This window comes from Mesotoga prima MesG1.Ag.4.2, from assembly GCF_000147715.2.
Lineage (GTDB): Bacteria > Thermotogota > Thermotogae > Petrotogales > Kosmotogaceae > Mesotoga > Mesotoga prima.
In genome coordinates, this window is the sequence record NC_017934.1 from 2,708,710 (window position 1) to 2,728,979 (window position 20,270).

15 protein-coding genes are annotated in these 20,270 nt (G+C 46.9%); 10 read left to right on the plus strand and 5 right to left on the minus strand.

Annotation, left to right across the window (positions count from 1 at the left end):
• Nucleotides 1–11: 11 nt before the first annotated feature.
• Nucleotides 12–302 carry a DUF362 domain-containing protein gene (locus THEBA_RS14180; RefSeq protein ID WP_014731833.1) on the minus strand — a complete coding sequence of 97 codons (291 nt, stop codon included), beginning with the start codon at nucleotides 300–302 and terminating at the stop codon, nucleotides 12–14.
• Between the two features lie 240 nt (nucleotides 303–542).
• Here THEBA_RS14180 and THEBA_RS12410 point away from each other — a divergent pair, with 240 nt between their 5' ends.
• Nucleotides 543–2,318, plus strand: coding sequence for a transporter substrate-binding domain-containing protein (locus THEBA_RS12410; RefSeq protein ID WP_014731834.1), 1,776 nt, complete (start codon nucleotides 543–545; stop codon nucleotides 2,316–2,318).
• Between the two features lie 212 nt (nucleotides 2,319–2,530).
• On the opposite strand, the gene THEBA_RS14185 is transcribed toward THEBA_RS12410, so the two are convergent.
• Together THEBA_RS14185 and THEBA_RS12415 are read right to left on the minus strand one after the other, a co-directional pair.
• Complete coding sequence (locus THEBA_RS14185) at nucleotides 2,531–2,695, minus strand: ATP-binding protein (protein ID WP_321162749.1); 165 nt, start codon at nucleotides 2,693–2,695, stop codon at nucleotides 2,531–2,533.
• Nucleotides 2,696–2,716: 21 nt separating this feature from the next.
• The gene (locus tag THEBA_RS12415; RefSeq protein WP_014731835.1) at nucleotides 2,717–3,505 is read right to left on the minus strand and encodes an alpha/beta fold hydrolase; all 789 of its coding nucleotides are present in this window, start codon (nucleotides 3,503–3,505) and stop codon (nucleotides 2,717–2,719) included.
• A gap of 999 nt (nucleotides 3,506–4,504) precedes the next feature.
• Between THEBA_RS12415 and THEBA_RS12420 the strand changes: the two genes are divergently transcribed.
• On the plus strand, nucleotides 4,505–4,813 hold the full coding sequence (locus tag THEBA_RS12420) for a hypothetical protein (protein ID WP_014731836.1): 309 nt from the start codon (nucleotides 4,505–4,507) through the stop codon (nucleotides 4,811–4,813).
• 245 nt (nucleotides 4,814–5,058) lie between these two features.
• Here the strand turns inward: THEBA_RS12420 and THEBA_RS12425 are convergent, their stop codons facing one another.
• Both THEBA_RS12425 and THEBA_RS12430 read right to left on the minus strand, forming a co-directional pair.
• Nucleotides 5,059–6,879: an MGH1-like glycoside hydrolase domain-containing protein gene (locus THEBA_RS12425; RefSeq protein WP_014731837.1), complete on the minus strand. Its 1,821-nt coding sequence runs from the start codon at nucleotides 6,877–6,879 to the stop codon at nucleotides 5,059–5,061.
• A 153-nt stretch (nucleotides 6,880–7,032) separates the two neighbouring features.
• Entirely contained in the window at nucleotides 7,033–9,018 is a 1,986-nt protein-coding gene (locus THEBA_RS12430; protein ID WP_014731838.1) for a S9 family peptidase, read from the minus strand.
• Between the two features lie 300 nt (nucleotides 9,019–9,318).
• Here THEBA_RS12430 and THEBA_RS12435 point away from each other — a divergent pair, with 300 nt between their 5' ends.
• The 8 genes from THEBA_RS12435 (at nucleotide 9,319) to THEBA_RS12475 (ending at nucleotide 20,268) form a co-directional block, all read left to right on the plus strand.
• On the plus strand, nucleotides 9,319–10,545 hold the full coding sequence (locus tag THEBA_RS12435; protein ID WP_014731839.1) for a DUF5050 domain-containing protein: 1,227 nt from the start codon (nucleotides 9,319–9,321) through the stop codon (nucleotides 10,543–10,545).
• 320 nt (nucleotides 10,546–10,865) lie between these two features.
• Nucleotides 10,866–11,573, plus strand: a complete 708-nt coding sequence (locus THEBA_RS12445; protein ID WP_014731840.1) for an SGNH/GDSL hydrolase family protein — start codon at nucleotides 10,866–10,868, stop codon at nucleotides 11,571–11,573.
• Between the two features lie 404 nt (nucleotides 11,574–11,977).
• Nucleotides 11,978–12,460 carry a helix-turn-helix domain-containing protein gene (locus THEBA_RS12450; protein ID WP_014731841.1) on the plus strand — a complete coding sequence of 161 codons (483 nt, stop codon included), beginning with the start codon at nucleotides 11,978–11,980 and terminating at the stop codon, nucleotides 12,458–12,460.
• A gap of 28 nt (nucleotides 12,461–12,488) precedes the next feature.
• Nucleotides 12,489–12,956 (plus strand): RidA family protein, encoded by a 468-nt coding sequence (locus tag THEBA_RS12455; RefSeq protein WP_014731842.1) that lies wholly within the window; start codon nucleotides 12,489–12,491, stop codon nucleotides 12,954–12,956.
• A gap of 1 nt (nucleotide 12,957) precedes the next feature.
• Nucleotides 12,958–14,169, plus strand: coding sequence for a MalY/PatB family protein (locus THEBA_RS12460; protein ID WP_014731843.1), 1,212 nt, complete (start codon nucleotides 12,958–12,960; stop codon nucleotides 14,167–14,169).
• 11 nt (nucleotides 14,170–14,180) lie between these two features.
• Entirely contained in the window at nucleotides 14,181–15,581 is a 1,401-nt protein-coding gene (gene pepV, locus THEBA_RS12465) for a dipeptidase PepV (protein ID WP_041928297.1), read from the plus strand.
• 1,036 nt (nucleotides 15,582–16,617) lie between these two features.
• Nucleotides 16,618–18,645: a 5'-nucleotidase C-terminal domain-containing protein gene (locus THEBA_RS12470; protein ID WP_014731845.1), complete on the plus strand. Its 2,028-nt coding sequence runs from the start codon at nucleotides 16,618–16,620 to the stop codon at nucleotides 18,643–18,645.
• Nucleotides 18,646–19,026: 381 nt separating this feature from the next.
• Entirely contained in the window at nucleotides 19,027–20,268 is a 1,242-nt protein-coding gene (locus THEBA_RS12475; protein WP_014731846.1) for a penicillin acylase family protein, read from the plus strand.
• Nucleotides 20,269–20,270: the final 2 nt, after the last annotated feature.

The window sequence follows — 20,270 nt, forward strand, 5'->3', positions numbered from 1 at the left end:
CGTTCATTGTCTCAGCGACCTCCCCGTCTTCCTCCTCCCATACCTCGTCCAAGTCCTCTTCCTCGGCCGATGCCGGCTCCACGTCCTATGCCGTATCCTCCCCCACCCGCTCGAAGAGAAGAATTCTCGGAGTTAGGCCTTATGGCGTTCACGGGGCATGCGCTGAAACAGTCCCCGCACCTGGTGCAAAGACTGTTGTTTATGTGTGCCTTGCCTCCCTGCATCACTATAGCTCCATCCACAGGGCAGGACTTCAAACAAAGAGTGCAGCCGGTGCATAGATCTTCACGTACCCAAGGCAATTAAAACACCTCCTAATTCTTTATATATGTTTATTGCATATATATTATATCACTACAAAATCTGCTTTCACAAATCTCCGGAAGACTCCGACTAACATTCAGATAAGAAGCTGCTTCCATAAACTACCCAAGTGAGACGATCACATGCCATTCAGCTTTGCCAGTATTGATTGTTGCTTGTGAAAGGACATATATCGTCTAGAATAGGAATCATTGACAGACTCAATTGGAGGTGTAAGAATGAAATCTTCTATTCCCAAGAAAGTCGTTTTCTCCATTATTCTTGTCCTTTTTCTCTCATCAATTGCGCTGGCTCAGCCAATTACCTTCCTCGTGAATCCCGATTACGATCCCTTCAGCTACCTTGAGGAAGGCCATCTGAAGGGCTTCCTCGTCGATCTGATCGGATCGCTTGAAAGCGAAACGGGCATAGATGTCGAGATGAAGCCCGTCAAATTTGACGAAGCCCTCGAGATGTTACAGGGCGAAGGGAGTTACTGCATTCCCTCTCTTGTCTTCACGACACAGAGGAAAGCTCTTTATCAATGGGCGGGTCCCGTTGCCATAACGAACACTTACCTCTACACGACCGAGGAACTTTCGGGTGAATTCAAATCACTCGAGGACGCCAGAAACGCAAACTCCGTCGGTGTGGTAAGCGAATACTATTCCCACAAACTGTTGGAGGGGCAGGGATTCGACAACCTTATCGTTTTTGAAGACGAAGGGTCGTTGCTTGAAGCCCTTCTTGAAGGAGAGATCGAACTGGCGCCTTTCAACTCGGCAGTTCTCCAGGAACTTCTCAAAAGGGAACAAGCCTCTTATAGTCCCGTATCGACAGTCGTGATCGACCTGGATATGACATACCTCGGTTTCTCGAAGGAAGTCCCGACTGAAATCGTAGACGCATTCCAGAAGGCCCTCGACGGGCTCAAGACATCCGGCTCCTTCTCCGAGCTCTACAGCGAATGGTTCCCCGGACAGCCCGTTCCCGGCATCTACACCTTCCTGACCGAAGAGTACCCGCCGGTAACCTTCAGGGGCGAAGACGGAGAACCGACGGGCTTCGTGACCGAAATGGTAAAGGAGATCCTACGCAGAAACGACATGTCTGCCGAGATCCTTATCGTTCCATGGTCCCTCGGTTATGAACTGGCCTCGAATCTGCCCAATGTCTTCCTATTCAGCATGGACCAGACCGAGCAGAGAAAGGAAAACTTCGAGTGGATCGGACCGGTAGGAAAGAACACCGCTTACCTCTACGGCCGCAAAGACACTCCAGCCACAGACCTCGAGTCAGCAAAGCGAGTCGACGCCATAGGTACGACGACGAACTGGTGGACCGAACAGCTCCTAAAGGAAATGGGCTTCGAGAACCTCGTTAGCTCTCTCGATCCTCTGGACACCGTCGCGCAACTTGTCGAAGGCGAGACCGATCTCGCGGTCTTCACAGACCTTACTGTAGCAGAACTGGCAGATGAAGCAGGCTACAGCATCGACGACCTGGAAGCTCTTGTGGAGCTCCAAACAAACTACTTCTACATCGCGGCTTCAAAGGGAACGAATCTCGGACTGATTTTGAACTTCCAGAAGACTCTCAACGAAATGAAGCGAGATGGAAGCTTCGAAGAGACAATCAGAGAATTCGTGCCAAACATGCTCGTGACATCCCTGCTCTGGAATTCCTCCCAGCTCGATGTAAAGGGTCTTCGAACCTCCATGAACACCCTCTCTGTAGGAGAGATAGCCACCATGGAACTCCAGGAGAACGGCTCGACCGGTTATGTCTGGGACGTGAAGATTACCAATCCAAACGTCGTTTCGCTGATCTACGAGGGCTCGATCTTCGAAGGGAAGTTTCTTGACGATTCAGAACTCGTTGGAGCTCCCTATAATGTCAAGTGGGTATTCGAAGCCAAACAACCCGGAGAGACAGTTGTCATATTCTCCCTAAGGCGCCCCTGGGAGAGCGTTCATCCAATACAGACCTTTGCGATAAACATAATAGTCGAGTAAGACGAATAAAATCTAGATGAAAAAACAGGAAGGATGTCTATCCTTCCTGTTTATGAGTATAGCAATCTAAACACCAAGATGTACACAGCTCTTGTCAAGTCTGCGATCCAGCTAAGGCATGTTCTTGGCAACTAGGAATACAGTATTTGGTCAAATAAAAATCCAGAACCCGGGATTAACTGTTTAGCCTCTAATGATAGAGTCTCCAATCTTTAAATCTGCAACTCTATCCGAGAAGAAATCAAATGACAATGATGACCTAGTCTTTCAATTATTGCGCTTGTCAGTTTGTCGCCGTAGAATACGCTTTCCCATTTTCTGAATCCAATGTCTGTAGTTATTATCACTGCCATTTTCTCAGCGAGTCTTATATCAATTAGAAGAGTATTCTTGAGAGGCTATGCTTCTTCGAACTCGGCTTCTACAATTCTGTAGAACTCTTCTCTGGCATGTTTTTCCATCCAGGGCATGTGGCCGCATCTTTCCAGAAGCCTGAACTTGAAATCTTTGATTATCCTTGAAAGCGGGATCTCAACACCCTCTGCAGGATTGGGGTCGAAATCGCCATGGACTGCAAGGACGGGACAGCGAATTTTCTTGCCACTCTCGAGAAGCTCTCCGCTGCTTCTCATCTCTGAGGCCTCAGTCCAAACGCTCTTGTATATCTCTGCATCAATATTGACTTCTACTCTTTCTGCATCTTCGAGAAGATCAAAGTGGTCTGTCTTTGCCATGAGTTTTCTGAATTCAGATAGCATTTCTCTATCTTTAAGTTCTGCATTGCTCAAGAGGCTCATGAGCTCTTCGACTCTAGCCTTTTCTTTTGCGCCAAGACGGTTCAAGCGAGTATTCATAATACCAGAAGCGTAATGCTGTTCGAAAGGACCGCTGCTTATGAGTATTATCCTATTCACAAGATCGCTATACTTTGCCGCAAACAAGAAGACGAGCCATGCACCCCAAGAATGTCCCAAAAGAATAACCGGAGGAGAGCAATACTTCTCGACAGTCTCCCTCAATTCCTCTATTTGTCCGGATACTGTCTTCTTTGTCTGATAGGGCTCTACAATCCCCCGCTTCTTCCCCAGCTCTCTCGCAAGAGGCGCGACTCCTCCGGCCGCTCCTGGCCCTCCGTGAGCGACTACAACTCTGAATGGAGGATCGCCGTGCATTCTGAGATTTTCCATTTTTTCGCCTCCAGTTTGGAGTGTTCTTCTCTGCGCTTTGCAGTTACGTCTCTTTCACTGCTGTATTCTACTCCTCCTTCGACCGACATGATACTGGCGTTATATTAACTCAACTTTGACAGCAAGGAATCTGAAGATAGCCTAGCAAGCTGGAAAATGAAAAGAGAAAAAAACTTACCACCACAGTGGTCAACTATGAAATATCTTTGAGTAGATCCGGTGGTCTTGTTTTGGGTTCTTTGAAAGCACCATGAGCATTGCCCGTTGTTTTGGTCCTTGAAAGAGCCTGTATCAAGGATCAGAAGAAAAACTTGACACGAAACGCTTTGAGATTCGCTAATTTCAATCAATGGATGGGAGACTCTCTCTTAAATTCTTCTATTTTCCTAATGAGTGTACTGAGAAGGAAATTGAAGGATACTTGACTGAATAAGGATTATTCAGTTAGAAAGCTGTCCTCGAGATGGGAACTATGGTGTGAGTCGACTATTTGGGAAGATATGGTCATATTCTCAACGAGATTACAAAATCCCAGCGCCTTATCCAAAACGCTCTAAATCTGCTTGTTGATTAATAGTTATAATTATGCGGTTTTTTTGGCTTTAACCCTCTCAAAGTAATGAACTCATGCATTTCAATTGTCTTCGTGGTGTCGAGCTGGCGGATAATGATGTCTCTGCCAATTTAGAAGACGTTTTCTCAGATTACTTCGAGTCTGTGGCTTCTTCACACGTGTATTCGTTGTTGGTTCGGATTCACATTGGGTACGAAGATGGTTCTATAAGAGTTTCTTTTTCAGGTGGTTTTACTTGTCGAAAGCTTCGTGTGCTAGACTACCCTTGTCGGTCATTGAATTGTTCTTACACATCGGAAATCTGAAATGATTTCCCGAAGAGCCGAGATTATTCAAGTTGCATTAGGCAGCAGATACTAAAGAATACATTAGCGAGATATACTCATAACCGATTCGTGAATTCATAACAGCCCCGGGAGGTAATTATGGCTAACAAGAAAAGAGAAGATGAATGGAAAGAAGTCAAGAAGAAGTGCAAGGTCGGTGACGAAACGATACGAATGGCGAAGGAACTGGGTATAAATCCAAGGACGATGATAAAGAATATACCCAACAAAGCGGAGAAATGGAAGGCGCCCGTCGATGTCTGGATAAGAGATATGTACGATGACATGAAAGAGAGGAGCGCAAAGAAAGCAAAAGCTAAGGCAAACCGATTGCGGAAAGAAAGTGAGAAGTTGGCCGACAGTTCGTCTCGACTGGATGACAGCGACAAATCAGATAAGCAAGACTGAAGGTCGTTATCATAGTTGTGAAAAGCTCTATGGCAATCAAATAACACAGATCCCGATTGGTTCTCTAATCTCCAGAGAATGGGGATAAGTAAGCGTAAATGGAATCACAGGCTCTTCTATAGCTCCGAGATGAAAGATCTTCCGAACAAAAGCCTCTACAGCTAGTGGAAACTATCATAGTTCTCTTAAGTTAGTTCGATAGCCAGAATGGTTTTTGAGATCTTTCGAATGTCTAGAGATTCATTTCAGGCCGAATCAGGCGCCACAACACTTGAAATCACAAAGAGCGTTCCAATTGACCAGAGCTGAGGGGAACAACTTGCGGGATATTCCAAAAGACTCCCGGCTGTTTCAGATGAGGAGAGACCGCTGAAGAGTTCGGGGAGGCGATTGTCACGATACTTTTCCTTCGCTCTCAAGAGATCTGAGGCGAGCCTCTTTGCCTTTTCGGAAAAGCCGTAATTGATAAGCCCAAGCAGAATCAGTGAGTTGTCGTGCGGCCAGACGCTTCCGTTATGGTACGAGAAGGGATTGTAGCGCTTCATCTTGCTCGAGAGAGTTCTTATTCCCCAGCCTGTGTACATATCCTCTGAGAAGAGTCTGTCTGCCAGAGCATCTGCTTTGTCTTCGTCCACTATTCCAATCATAAGGCAATGTTCGGGGTTAGAGGTTATCGAATCTACCGGAGTTTTGTTCTTGTCGAGAGCCGTAGCGAAGTAGCTCTCATTTTCGAGCCAGAAATCACGGTTGAAATTGATCTTCAGAATTGCCGCTTTCGAAGCATAAAGAGAGGCCATCTCTTGTTTGTCAAAGAGAACAACGAGCTTCTCGAGGCATTTGAAAGCTTCGTACAGATAGCCCTGAACCTCTACGAGGGCAAGGAACGGTTCGGCAAACCTGCCGTCTGCAAAGTTCACCGAATCGGCAGAATCCTTCCAGCCCTGATTCACGAGTCCGCCGCCAGAAGGAGCAAATTCGACATATCCGTCGTTATCGGGGTCGGCATATTCGTCGATCCACTTTGCGGCTGCCATGATGTTCTTCTCGATAGATTTCATGAAGTCAAGATCACCTGTTCGCCGGTAGTACCTTTGAGATAGCATTATGAAGAGAAGGGTCGCATCGATCGTTCCGTAGTATCTTTCGAAAGGCAATCTTCCTGACAGAGAAAGCTCGTTCAGGCGGGTCTCGTGGACAATCTTTCCCGGCTGAGCCTCGGAATGAGTCTCTTCTTCACAGCTCTGGAGAAGAGAATGGATCTTCAGTATGTTCCTCGTGATCTCTGGAAGAAGATCGACTGTCTGTAGCCCGAAGACTAGGCTGTCCCTTCCGAAGACGGTGGCGTACCATGGAAGTCCTGCGCCTGGAAAATCGCCATAGACCGTCGGAATCATAAGCATCTTCAGATCTCCAATTTCACTTTCGCCTATTTGATTGACGTTCCTAGTCAACTGGAGATTCCCCACAGGTCTCTCTGAAAGCATATCCTTGAAGATCTCTTCTTTCTTCACGGCCTTGCTCAATCTCAGTTTACCCGAGACCGTCGCGCTTTGCCCCGGCCTGAGCTTTAGAGAGAGCGAGGGTAGCGAGTTTTCTATGACATCCTTTTCGTAGTCGCTTTCATACTCGAGGCTGTTGAGTGAAGAAGCAGATACCGTTCTGGACGTTTCCAGCCCACTGTAAGCATCGTTCTCTCCCCTTATCGTGAAGATATCTTCAAAGGCGCAGCTGATTTCGTAATTGAAAGTCAGCTGAACCTCTTCAAGCGAATAGTTTCTTACCGTCATTTCTGCGTACAACGTGTTTCCTTCCACACGTAGGGTTTCAGACAGAAGGATATCGAAATGAGGAACTTCGGGCCTTGACCTTCCCAGATAGATAACTTCTATTCGATCCCATGAGAAATCTACATGGAGTCTCTTGAGGTAAATCGAGGCTTTCAGAATTATCCTGGATATGAAGCGGGTATCTTCCAGATAAAGGCCGGCCGCCTTTTCGCTCTCACAGTCTATAATCCCTCTTTCATCGGTAACTGCCATGAGATTTCCGTTCTTGAAGATCTTCACGAGTTCACCTCTCTTGCCTACCGCTCGTAGATTCCGAAATCTTGTTTTGCATCAAAATTGGCTGCTTTCAGGATTTTGCTTTCAACAATTTCGACCAGCCGGCATTTCCGATTCGAAATCAAATAAAACAACTATGATAGGTATTTCTATTGGTTACTTCTCTTCGGTCTTCTCAATCTCTGACTGTTTAAGCATTAACGCCTCTTCGAGCGGTTCGTCGAGTAGATAGTGACTGAACCAGGCGAGATTTTGTCTCATTATCGCTCTATGGAGACCGGGCTTGTCTGCGACGTGCCCCATTCCCTTGTATATCACCAGCCTTACGGGAACGTTCATCTCTCTCAACCCCTGATAAAGCTCGAAGGCGTTCGGTGGTGGAACCCTCGTGTCCGAGCCGCCGTGTTGTATGAGGGTAGGTGTCGAAGCATTCTTAATGTAAGTCATCGGCGATGTCAGCTCATATATCTGAGGATCTTCCCAGGGGTTGTTGCCTAGGTAGCGGTGACAGAATTGATGAATATCGGTGTTAACGTGATAGGTAACCCAGTTGGATATTCCGGCTCCCACCGAAGCGGCTTTGAATCTGTTCCCGTAAGTCGCACAGAAGGCCGAGATGTAACCTCCCTGGCTCCATCCCATAACTCCAACGAGATCTTTGTCCACAAAACCTTTTTCGATAAGATGATCGACGCCACTAACCACGTCTTCGTAATCTCCAACACCCAGGTTTCTGTAATTCAGCTTTCTGAAGTCTCTCCCGTAGCCTTCGCTGCCCCGGTAATTCGGCTCAAGTACGAGCACTCCTTTGGACACAAGCTGCTCCACAGGATAGTAGCTGCTCGTGATCATCGCCGCTAGGGCCGTCCATGTCGGACCGCCGTGTACAAGCACGACGAGCGGGTATCTCTTGGAGCTGTCGAAATCTTCTGGAAGGTTGAGGACACCGTGTATCTCCGTACCGTCGTAGCTTTTCCAGGAGATCCGTTCCTTCATCACCCTTTTCCTCTCCGGGTAGGAAACGGCGGTTTTCGTGATTTTCTTTCCATTTAAATAGATTTCAAGAGGCTCCGCATTGGTCCCCATAGCAGTGGCTATATGTTCACCATCATAGGTAACGCTGGAGGCCAGAACCAACTCGTCCTGATCTGTCAGACGTTCGAGATGGCCGTTCATATCCAGAAGGCCAAGGCTAATTGTGCTGTTCTCGATCCAGCTTACGAAGAAGCCCCTCTCTGTCCATGAGACCAGTTCAACGTTCAGATCGTCTTCGACGTTGATCCGCTCTTTTGAGAGATTGGAGAGATCTACAATCTCGATAGCACCGTTATCCATCCAGGGGTCTTCTCCATCTGGCACCACGACGGCGAGTTCCTTCGAGTCAGGAGAGAAGACGAAGCCTCTCGGATGCTTAAAGGGTAGTTCTTTCAGTTTTCTTTCGCTGTCGATAAGCATGACCCTGGCTTCATCGAAATCGTTGACGTCGCTTGTTGGCGGAGCCATGAGTGCCACGTAATTGCCGTCCGGAGAAAGAGAGATCGAAGAAACATGGAATTCCTTCTCATCTGTCAGTTTGTCGAAAAGGGTCTCTTCAGATCTCATATCCTTGGGCAGTTCGAACCTCGAAGAATACTTCTTCATCGCTCGTGAGAGATGAATGAAGAAAAGAGAGCTGTTTTTCGGTTCCTCGTCTATATATTCGAATTCACCGTAGTTCTCCTTCCTCTTTTTCAGTTCATCGCTTTCAGGAGAGGCGGCAACCAGGTAAAGCCCGTCGTTCTTTCTGCTCCACTTTATCTGACTAATGTCGTTTTCGAAAGTCAGCAGCTTGAACGTTCGCTTCTCTTCGAAATCGAAGATCATGACGTCGTTCTTGTTTTCGCCGCCGGTCTTCTGTAGAAATGCAAGTTTCTTTGAATCGGGAGACCAGTCGGGAAGAGAGCAGTCGAACTCATCGTTCGAGACATGCAAAGCGGTCTTAATTGCTGCATCATAAACCACAACTGTTTGCAAATACTTGTTTGTGTTCCAGTCGGCGCGCTTCAGTATATAGGCAAGTTTCTTTCCATCGGGCGAAATGACCGGATTGTTTACGATCGGAAGCGAAAGCTGCTCTTCAATCGTGAGATATCTGTCGCTCAAATCATACCCCTCCCATCTAAGATAAGAAAACAATACTATCATAGTCTATCCACTGGAAACAAACAAAAGGCCTGCCAACAGCCTTCTCTCCGAATCAAAGTCTATTTCATGCGCCATGTCATGACATCACTTTAAGACACTAGATTCCGGCTCACAGATATATAATCTTGAAGAAGATACGTAGGAGAGGTTTTCTCTATCGTTCATATTTGCTATTGAGTCCATTCTCTTGGCAGGATTCATTCGGACTTGAGATAGCAGGTGTCAATCCCGACTGAATGAATCAAAGGAGATGTTGGCATGAAGATTACCTTCCTTCCTCACTCTCGATTAGGCAAGTGGGGCTTCTCTCTGAGTCTGGCCTTCATCCTTTTGCTCTTTGCCCAAATACAGTTCTCATTGATTCCTCTGCCAGTCTTCTCTGTTATGGCTCTAGGAGTGGCCGGCTTTGTCTTATCTATCATCGCTTTTATAAAGAGAGATAGAGCATTGGGAACACTGCTTTCCATAATTATCGGAGCCGTTATTATCTTCGTCTTTGGATCGATACTGGTCATGTCTACCGACCTCTTCAAAGGTTTTCCCGTTGCGAAGGACTACCTGGAGAAGGCGGAAGGAAACGATATGTCCGGAGACGGAATGAATCTCGGAGATATTTCGCAGTCAGGAGAGCAGATCTTTTTCGTAGAAAAGAACAGGCTGTACACCATAAACATCGACTGGACGAATCGCAGAGAGGTAACGGATTCTCCGGTCAGTTCTATCTTTCTTTCCGGTGACTGGATTTACTTCACAAACGATCGCGATGTGAGCAACCTGTATAGAATGAAGAAGGACGGAAGCGAGCAAATGAAACTGAGTGAGGACAATGTCGCTCATTTCTACGTTCTAGGTGATCACATTGCCTATAGCACGAAGAAAACGCTGGCCGAGTTCAACGAAATAAAGAAGGAAGCGCTAAATACAGAAGACGCAACAGTGGAAAGCGATGTGGGGACACTATACATGATGAAAACAGACGGCTCGAAAAAAATCGCGCTCTGCAAAGTCTCCCTGGAGCCGGGCAGGGTAATGATATCCGAAGAGTGGATATACTTCGAAGACTATCAGAAGCTGTGCAAAGTAAGGATCGATGGATCAGATTACACTGTGATCTCTGAAAAGGGGAGGTTGGGTTTCGTTGAGAATGGTTGGGTTTACTTCATATCGGTTCTCGATCCAGAAACTCGAGCTTATGATGATCTTGAGATCTGCCGTATGAAGAAAGACGGATCCGAAATTACGGTTCTCTCCTCTGTGAACAAAGTTAGCAGCTCTTGTTTCGATAACGGTTGGTTCTATTACGTTCTCCATTCAGAAAAGGGTCTGTACCGAATGAGGCCAGATGGATCGGAAAGAGAGAGACTCAATAAAATAAACATCTGGCAATTCGACGGTGTAGCCGGAAACTGGATGTACATTACTGACTATGCCGGCCCCAGGTATCGCGTCAAGCTAGATGGCTCGGTAGGCACCAGAATAAACTGAACCCTTTCTTTTGACCGGGTTACACATTCCGCTTATCATCTTCAACAACCTTGTTTTTGACGAAGACCCGCAGGTTCGAAATCCTTGTTCTTTTGCTGTATGAGTTTCCGGCAACGCTGAAATCTATGCAGTGGAGACAAAGATAGGAACTATCCAGGACGGGAGAAGTGTGTTTTCCTTTCTTCCTGTCTTGCATGTCTCTCACTTCATACTATCCTCGTAGAGATGATAGGCCTTCAAGCCGGTAGATTTGATTATCGAAGTGGGTAAAACGCATGAAAGACTATAATAGTTATGAATTGAGGATGAGGAGACTACACATGAATACTGTTGTCTGTATTGGAGATAGTATCACCTATGGCCGCGTGGGTGTGAGTTACTTCGAGATGCTGAAAAGCGAATTCGGGGGAAAGTATAGGTTTATTAACAGTGGAATAAACGGAAATCTTTCTTACGACGTTCTCAAGAGAATCGACGGAGTAACCAGTTTGAAGCCAGATATTGCTGTTCTCCTGGTAGGAACAAACGACGTGTGGGCGACCTACTCAGAAAAAACCATGAAAGCCTATATCAGAAAGAATAGACTACCCGAGAGACCTTCAAAAGAGAGCTATGCCAGAAACTTCGCTGAAATCCTGCAAAGGCTCAAGACCGCTTCCATTGCTCATATAGGAGTGATGTCGCTTCCTTTGATTACAGAAGAACCCGAACATATTCTCTTCAAGAGAAGCGTGGAATACTCTGAACTGATTAAGAAGATAACTTCTCAGATGGACTTGTGCTATATAGATCTCAATGAACGTCAACGTGATTATCTGACAAAGAATAAGAAAAGTCCTTCTTCAGGGCGGGAAGTCTCCTGGGAATTCACATTACGGATCATCTTCAAGCATATCCTATTAAGAAAGAGCTGGGACGCACTATCGCAGGAAAACGGATTTCTGTTGACGGTAGATCATGTTCATCAAAACAGCACGGGAGCAGCTTTGATCAAAGATTGTGCCTCGGAGTTCTTGAAAAGGCTTTAGCCTCCAGATAGCTGATTTCTTCAACGCACATACTTAGAATAGTGATCATTTGCTGTTCAATTATCCAATTCGATCGCGTTCCTGTTTAGGGGAGCTCTTCCTTCTTCATAAACATGTTAGAACGAATCGTCTAGAACGAACCGAAAGAGAGTGCTGATAACGGAACAATATCGACTGTTTGATTCATCAAAAACCAATAGATCCTGTGCAGAAGCACTCACGAGGATGACCCCGAAAAGGCGCGAAAAACGCGAGTAGTTAAAAGTTCCGAAATACAGGTTGTGAGTCAAAGAACAAATCCAAAAAAGAGGGCCTCGGGTCTGGAGTCTGGCGAAGATTTATCAGTTCACTATTTTAAATGCTATTGAGAACTTCATCTTTAGATCCGTTCCAGAATCTGGCCTTTGATTTTAGCGAAGAACGGGTTCATATCTGGGGACGTATACGGCGATCTTGCCAAGTACAAGTCATCATATCTGGAAGGTGATTTCATAAATCATCTAGCAGTGCACAAATCCGGAAAATTCATAAAGTCAACGACCTTTCATCTAAAGGGCGAAGATTATCACTATGCGCTTGGTATAAACTATGACTTCACCTACATGAGGGAGTTTTCAAACGTTCTGGAGAACTTCATGAAGGTCGAATCCGATTTGCAGTCTGCTATAAGCGAGGCGGGAGAGAACAAGCTCTCTTCGATCTTTGACAGCTGTCTCGAGGCTGTAGGCAAGCCCATCGAAAGGATGAATAAATCGGACCGGTTGAGACTGATAAGTCTGCTCAAAAGAGAAAAGGCTTTCGACTTTTCTAAGGCAGTCCCGTACGTTTCAAGCAGGCTCAATCTATCTAGATACACGATATACAAATACATAAAGGAAATCAGCTGACATAAATAAAGAAAAAGAGGAGAAGATGATGCTTATAGAGAAGAGGATAAAGGAACTGGGAATCGAGCTACCGCCGTCTTCACCGCCAGGAGCCATGTATATTCCCGTCAAAAGGCTCGGAAACGCTCTTTTCGTTTCGGGTCAGGTACCGATGAAGGACGGAAAGCCTGCTTACACAGGGAAAGTGGGAAAGGAGAGATCAATCGAATACGCCGAGGAAGGGGCCAGACTGTTTATTGTCAACATGCTGGCAGCCGTCAAGGCTTACCTCGGTGATCTCGACAAGGTCGTAAACATCGTGAAGCTCCAGGCCTTTGTGAACAGCGAAACAGGCTTCGACAGGCAGCATATCGTTGCTAATGCGGCTTCGGAACTCCTTTATCAAATATTCGGAGAGGCTGGAAGGCACGCGCGCACTGCAATTGGAACGAACCAGCTGCCGTTGGATTTCACGGTCGAGATCGAGGCAGTAATCGAAATCAGAGAGAACGATTAATATGGACTACGACTTCGATACTCTGGTAAACAGGGAGAATCAGGGGAACATGAAATGCATGCTCACTCCCGATATAGTCAAGAAGATGAATCTGATCAGTTATGCCGGCGCTGAGATGGATTTCAAGACTGCTCCTGCAATAATCGACGCTCTTGTTGAGCGGGCCAGGAATGGCCTTCTTGGATTCACACTTGCCGACGAAAAGTATCTTTCCAGCGTACAGTGGTGGATGAAGAACATGCGTAACTGGGAGATAGAGAGAGACTGGATTGTGCCTACATATGGTACTATTCACTCGGTTGCGACGGCCATCAGGGCATTCACGAAAGAGGGAGACGGTGTAATCGTACAGCCTCCTGTATACAACAGGTACGAACAGGCTGTAAGAAGGACAAACCGAGAGATAGTGAGCAATCCTCTTATCTACGGGGACGGAAAGTACTCAATGGACTTCGATGACCTAGAGAGATGTATGAGGGTTGAGAAAAACCGGCTTTTCCTACTGTGCAATCCTCATAACCCCATTGCAAAAGTCTGGCAGCGTTCAGATCTGGAGAAAATCTCCTCGCTTGCACAGAGATATAACGTCCTTGTATTCAGCGACGAAATATTCGGAGAAATAACCTTCAACGGCAATTCGGCTATTCCGTACTCCACTGTTGCCGGAGATGAAAGCAACTCGATAGTTGCGACCTCACTTGGAAAGGTCTTCAATCTGACTGGCGTCAACAGCGCAAATATAGTTATACCCGACCCCTCCACAAGGAAGAGATTCAGGATCCAGCGAGACGCAGATCACTACGGAAGCATAGATCCCATGGTTCATGCGGCAGTATGCGCAGGCTACGGACCCGACGGGGCCGACTGGGTTAGAGAGATGAGGGAGTACGTGTGGGAGAATGTCTCCATAATGAAGGATTTCTTCACCAGGAATATTCCGGCAGTTACAATGACCGAAGTAGAGGGTTCATTTGTAATCTGGATAGACTGGCGGAGGCTTAAACTAGATGATGAGGAGCTGCACTCATTCCTGCTGAACGAGGCATATCTCGATCTGGATAGAGGCATAAACTATGGAGAAGGTGGTGAGGGTTTTACGCGAATGAACATCGCTGCACCCAGAAGGAAGATAGAAGAGTCACTGGGATTCCTTTTCGAAGCTGCCGCGAGACGTGGGTACGCAGTATCCGAGACTTTGAACAGGTGGAGGTGAAGATCGTTCCTATGAAGAAACTGATTGAAGAATACTTCGAACAGAATAAGGAGCTCATGATAAGAGATATCATGAGACTGGTAAGGATAAAGAGCGACAAAGAAGAGGCGAAAGAGGGCAAGCCATACGGCGACGGACCGGCCGAAGTGCTGGCTGTGGCCCTTGAGATGGCATCTGAGATGGGATTCAAGACCAAAAACTACGACAACTATGTAGGAGCGATTGACTTCGACGATCAAAAAAACAAGCTTGACATTCTTGCTCATCTCGATGTGGTACCGGGAGGTGATGGTTGGTCGGTCACAGAACCCTTCAACCCGGTAGTCAAGGACGGAAGGCTCTATGGCAGAGGAACGATAGACGACAAGGGCCCCGCCGTAGCAGCTCTTTACGCCATGAAGGCTGTCAAGGATCTCAATATTCCACTGAAGGCCAGTGTAAGACTGATACTTGGAACCGACGAGGAGTGTGGATCGTCCGATATAAGATACTATTATGGGATCGAAGAAGAGGCTCCGATGACCTTCTCGCCGGACGCCAGTTTCCCGGTTGTGAACATAGAAAAGGGAGGTCTACAGGGAAAGTTCGAATCGAGATTTGAAGAGTCAACTGAAACTCCCCGAATTGTAAGCTTCAAGGCCGGGATCAAGAGTAATGTGATTCCCGGTGAAGCAACTGCCGTTGTAGAGGGGATCGATCCCGAAGAGATCCGCGATTGCTGTGAAGCCGTCGACAAGATCAGCGGCATCTCGTTCAACTTATCCACCGAGGGAGACAAGACTACAATCAAGGCCAAAGGACTTCAAGGCCACGCTTCGACTCCAGATAAGGGGAGAAATGCTTTGACAGGTTTGCTGGAGGTAATCTCAAGGCTTCCGGCTTCTCAAAGCACCGGCTTTGAAAGACTTCGAGCTTTAAACTCTGTATTTCCTCATGGAGATTGGCTCGGTGAGGCTGCCGGTGTGGCGATGAGTGATGAACTATCCGGCAAGCTTACAATAAGCCTCAATATATTGGAGTACGATGGTTCCAGCCTCAACGGGACATTCGATTGCCGGGCTCCTTTGTGTGCAACGAAAGAGAACCTTCTTGACGTTATCAAGGCAAAACTGGCCGGCTATGGCATAGATCTACAAAACGATGACATAAAACCTCCTCATCACGTACCGGGTGACTCCGAGTTCGTCAAGACACTTCTGAGATGTTATGAAAGTTACACCGGAGAGAAGGGGTACTGCATCTCAATGGGCGGCGGAACGTATGTACATCGACTGAAGAACGGTGTGGCATTTGGCTGTACTATGCCCGGAAGCGAAAACAATATGCACGGCCCCGATGAATTTGCTGTCATTGAAGATCTCCTGACGAGCGCCAAGATTTTCACACAGGCAATCATAGAGCTATGCGGGTGAACGAACCTGTTCTGTTAGCTAGAAACGATAAGGGCTGTCCGTTATGGGATCTCCGTTCTCCGGGAATAACAACAGTTGCAAGTTGTAACCGAGGTTAGAGGTCAGTGGTCAGAGGTTTGAAGAGTAAGAGAAACTGGTTGACCGTTGAGCAGTTCTCCGTCCGCCGAGAAGAACATACAGTTGCAAGTTGTCTGTTCCAAGTTGCAAGCATAGGACCCGCTATGCGCTTAAAAACGGAGAATCCGCTAATCGCTGGAAAAAACACTTTGCGCTGGACACTTGCTATGATACGCTGAACTCTTGAAAGACCAAAGGAACGGTTGCAAGTTGTGAGTTGTAAGACCGTGGTTGGGGGTCGAAGGTCGGGGGTTGGTCGGGAGCAAAAAACAAGAGCTTGACCCAGTCCTCAAGAAACAAATTACGCCCTCGGATCAGAACGAACTCATTTTGTCATCCTCGTGATCCTGTTCAGGATCTGGACTTTCTAGAAAAGATCTTCTCGGAGGACGGTGGACCGTTGACGGACAACAAATAGGAGTAGGAGCCGTCCTCGGTCCTTCGGGATCGTGAAACCCGTCCTTCGAAAGAGCAGTTGCAAGTTGTCTGTTCCAGTGTGCCAAGCTCTAGAGTAAAGAAACGTCAGATATCGTCATGAACTTGATTCAGCATCTCGATCATTCTTTTTGTCGAATCTTGTTATTTCGCTCGGTGACCCCTTCGATAGATATAACAAGTGCGCATAATCGAATCCGCATTCATCAATCAACAGATTGTATTCAACAGAATGGTCTTACCAGCTTAAAATTGAGAATCACCTTCGAAGAATTTGTGCATGGTAAACAGCTGTAGTCCCTGTAAAAAGCTTACCATCCAAAAAAACAAAGGTCGGATTCTCTTCATCGCATCCCTCTAAAACCGTCCGTCAAACTGATTGGCTGACGTATAATAGTCTTGGTGATAAAGTGAGCTTCAGCAGTTTTTCACTAATCTCTTTCTGATTTTTCCGTATAACTTTACTATGAGGAGGGATACTACATTGAGGAACAGAATCATCCTGATTGCAGCGTTACTGATCTGTGCGCTTTCATTTGCCGGGCTCAAAGACATTTCGGCCAGCCCATATTCGGCTGCGATCGAAAAGCTATTTGCCGCGGGGATTGTTGAGGCAGAGGACGATCTCTTCAGTCCGACCGAAGCGCTTTCAAGAGCCGACGCTGCCGAGTGGATAGTAAAGACATTCAAGCTGTCGACAATCCAGTCCATGAAGCTCGAAGAAGAGGTCGAGAAGAAGTTCGTCTACACCGATCCACTAGGAGTAATCGATGAGGCTTTCGTCGTTCCGTCTGCCAAAGATATCATCGATATCGAAGGAGAGGAGTACATCGAGGGGCTCATTAAGGTACGAGCCGAAGATGTCGTCGATGGGCTTTACAGACCATTTGAAGCAGTAACGGGCGCCGAATTCGCGCTCGCAGTAGCCAAGGTTCTATTTGGAGTTGATGAACCAATAGACTATTCGGCAAAACTCTCACAACTTGTCTATGTGCCGTCCCAGTTGCTCTCTCTGGAAAGACCGTTGAGGAGGGAAGAAGCCGCTCAGATTCTTTCGAACTTCGTCGACAATCCAGATTTCAAGATAATCACAATGCTCGCAACCGCAGACATACACGGGCACATAGAGCCTTATTTACCAAGCGGGGCGAAGTACCCAGTGGGCGCGATGGAGAGGATGGCCTACTACGTTAAGACAGAACGAGCAATTCAGCCAAATCTTCTGCTTCTGGACGTTGGAGACGCTCCTTACAACACCAACGTCGCCAACCTCTTCGAAGGAGAGCCGGTAATTAAGATCATGAACATGATGGGCTACGACGCCATGGTTCTCGGTAATCACGACTTCGATTTCCCATTCAACGTGATGGAAAGAAACAGCAAACTTGCGAATTTCCCATTCCTTGGCGCAAATACTTTATACCTTGGAGAATCCCCCTATTTCCTTGAGCCATACATAATAAAAGAAGTCGACGGGATAAAGATAGCCATTGTTGGGCTTACTGACGACAGCAGCGCCTGGTACACCCATCCAAGGAACGTAGCGGGAATTACCTTCGAAGAACAGTATTCTGCTGCAAAGAGACTCCTGGATGAAGTGTCTCCACAGGCAGATTTGGTGGTCGCCCTCGCCCATCTGCACGGTGGCAACAGAGTACTACCAGCAAAGGTTCCCGGCTACGATCTTATATTCGAAGGAGGAAGAGACGTTGTTGCTTTCCCGGAAAAGATAAACGGTAGTTGGGTGATCTCTTCAGGAAAACATGCGGAGCTGATTTCAAAGACGAATCTCAACATCTACAACGGAGAACTAATAGGTATCAACTTCGCCCACGTATTCATGAGTCAGAACCTTCCGCAGGATGAAGAAGTAGTCGAAGTGGTTCAGAGTTATGTTTCTCAGCTTGACGAAAAGCTCGGTACGGTGATTGGAAAAACCGAGGTTGATCTCGATGGGGAAAGGGGCACGGTAAGACTGAAGGAATCCAACCTTGCAAACGCGATTGCCGATAGCCTTCGAGAGATGACTGGAACTGACTTTGCCATACAGAACGGTGGAGGAGTTCGAGCCAGTATTCCAGCTGGAGATATTACGATAAAGGATGTCTACACGGTCTTACCATTCGACAACCTTGTCGTCGCCGTAAGAGCAACCGGGAAGCAAATATGGGACGTCCTCGAACACGGAATTTCGGCTTATCCGGCCGCTGCCGGCCAATTCTTACAGGTATCGGGCCTCGAATACACTTTCGACGCATCGAAACCACCGTATGAGCGCTTGATATCTGTTACGTCCAACGGTGTTCCACTCGATCCGGATAAGATGTACACACTCACCGCCAACGACTTCCTAACGGGCGGCGGTGACAAGTTCACCATGTTCCTGGGGATGGAGAAAGTCATTGAAACAAAGTCCTTCCTCAGAGATGCATTTGCAGAATACATCGAAAGACACGGAACAATCGCTCCCGTCAACGAGGGAAGAATAACTATTATCAACCCGGCCAATTAATCAGAATCGCCAGTCGAACGGAGAGGGAAACCTCTCCGTTTTTCTTTGGCTTGCAAATTGGAGATACGATCTGAATTCTGCCAGGTAAAGCTACCGTTTTAGAGAAGCCTTCAGTAGCAAAAGTGAGTGATTGACATCCAGCGCTTCAATAACTGCATTACTTTCATGTGTTTTTCTTCTTCACAGATACCTTGGAATCATTGTTTACGTTTCGAAATCAGATCTCCAATTATGGAGCCTCATCTGATAGCTGATTTCTGAAAGACACTTCATATATTCACTATCGCCTTGGATGACGGATTGTAACTTGAAGTTCCTCCCATCAGTAGAGTGATCTATAATTGGAGGGTCACGCCAGACAGTGAGCAAAAGGGGGCAGATATGAGGAAGCAAATGACGTTGTGGATGGTTTTAATCTCTATCATTGTGCTTCTTTCTATTCTTCCCGTAAGAATATTTGCCGGTCAAATCGAGATAGTACGTGATTCATGGGGAGTAGCACACATCTATGCCGACAATGACTCTGAACTATTTTTCGGGGCGGGCTATGCCACTGCGGGGGATCGCACGTTTCAAATGGAACTTTCAAGGAGAAAAGTTGCCGGGACGCTATCCGAGATTTACGGCAAGGACTTGCTCGAGTCCGACAAGCTCATGCGCACACTCGGTCTCTACAAACACGCGCAGGAGCTTCCTGATGTTCAGAATCCTTTTTCGGGATTAGTTGCCAGTGCAAGTCATTTGTCCGTCAGAGACTGGTACCCGTATTCTCTAACTATAGGAACTGGAGAAACCGGCCATAACCCAAGAAGTATAAGGCTTTACGAGCCCCTTGATGATCAAAACGAATTCACTTTCGAGAGCTTTTCGGAGATTCATCGAGATAATGTCTCGGCAATTGCCAGAGATTTTCTATCTCTCGCAGGCATTTTGTCTGAGAAGAACCTTCTGTCACAGAATTCAACGAGGCTTCTTAAAGCCCTGAGTCATTGGGACTATCGCCTTTTGAAGAACAGCAGAGCGGCCGATGTTGCCGAGACTGTAGTGCGGGAAATGCATCGCAGTCTGCGGCCCAATACGGTCACTGCTCTTGTTGCCTCGAAATACGGCGGGTGCCATTCCGGAAATATCTTCCTACTTCGTTCTGCCCTGGAAGAGTTTGAAAGAACTCAGAAGTTGCCGGAAGAGGAAGAATTGGCAGTCTGGGTCAACCAGTTACTTGAGGCTTCGGCTGGCAGTCTTCGAGAGGCCGTTTCTCAAGTTAGAAAGGTGGTTATGGTTTATCAGACTAATCTTGAAGGCCTCCCCTCGATTTACCCAGATGCGAATCGAAAAGCGCCCGATCTCGTAACCACCTCGGGAAATACCATCTGGTCGCAACTGGGAAACTCTTACACACAGATCGTCGACCTTTCAAACATAGACAAGTGCAGAGCGTTTCTGACACCAGGAGCTTCAGAAGGTCCACGCAGCCCTCATTTCTTCGATCAAGTCGAACTATGGGTTACCGGAGAAACCAGACCCGCTTCTCTGAGTCGAGAAGAAGTCACTAAATATGTAGAATCGATTGAAACACTTTTTTCGCCAATTAATAAGACTATGCGTCAATCGGGGTCCGACTGAAA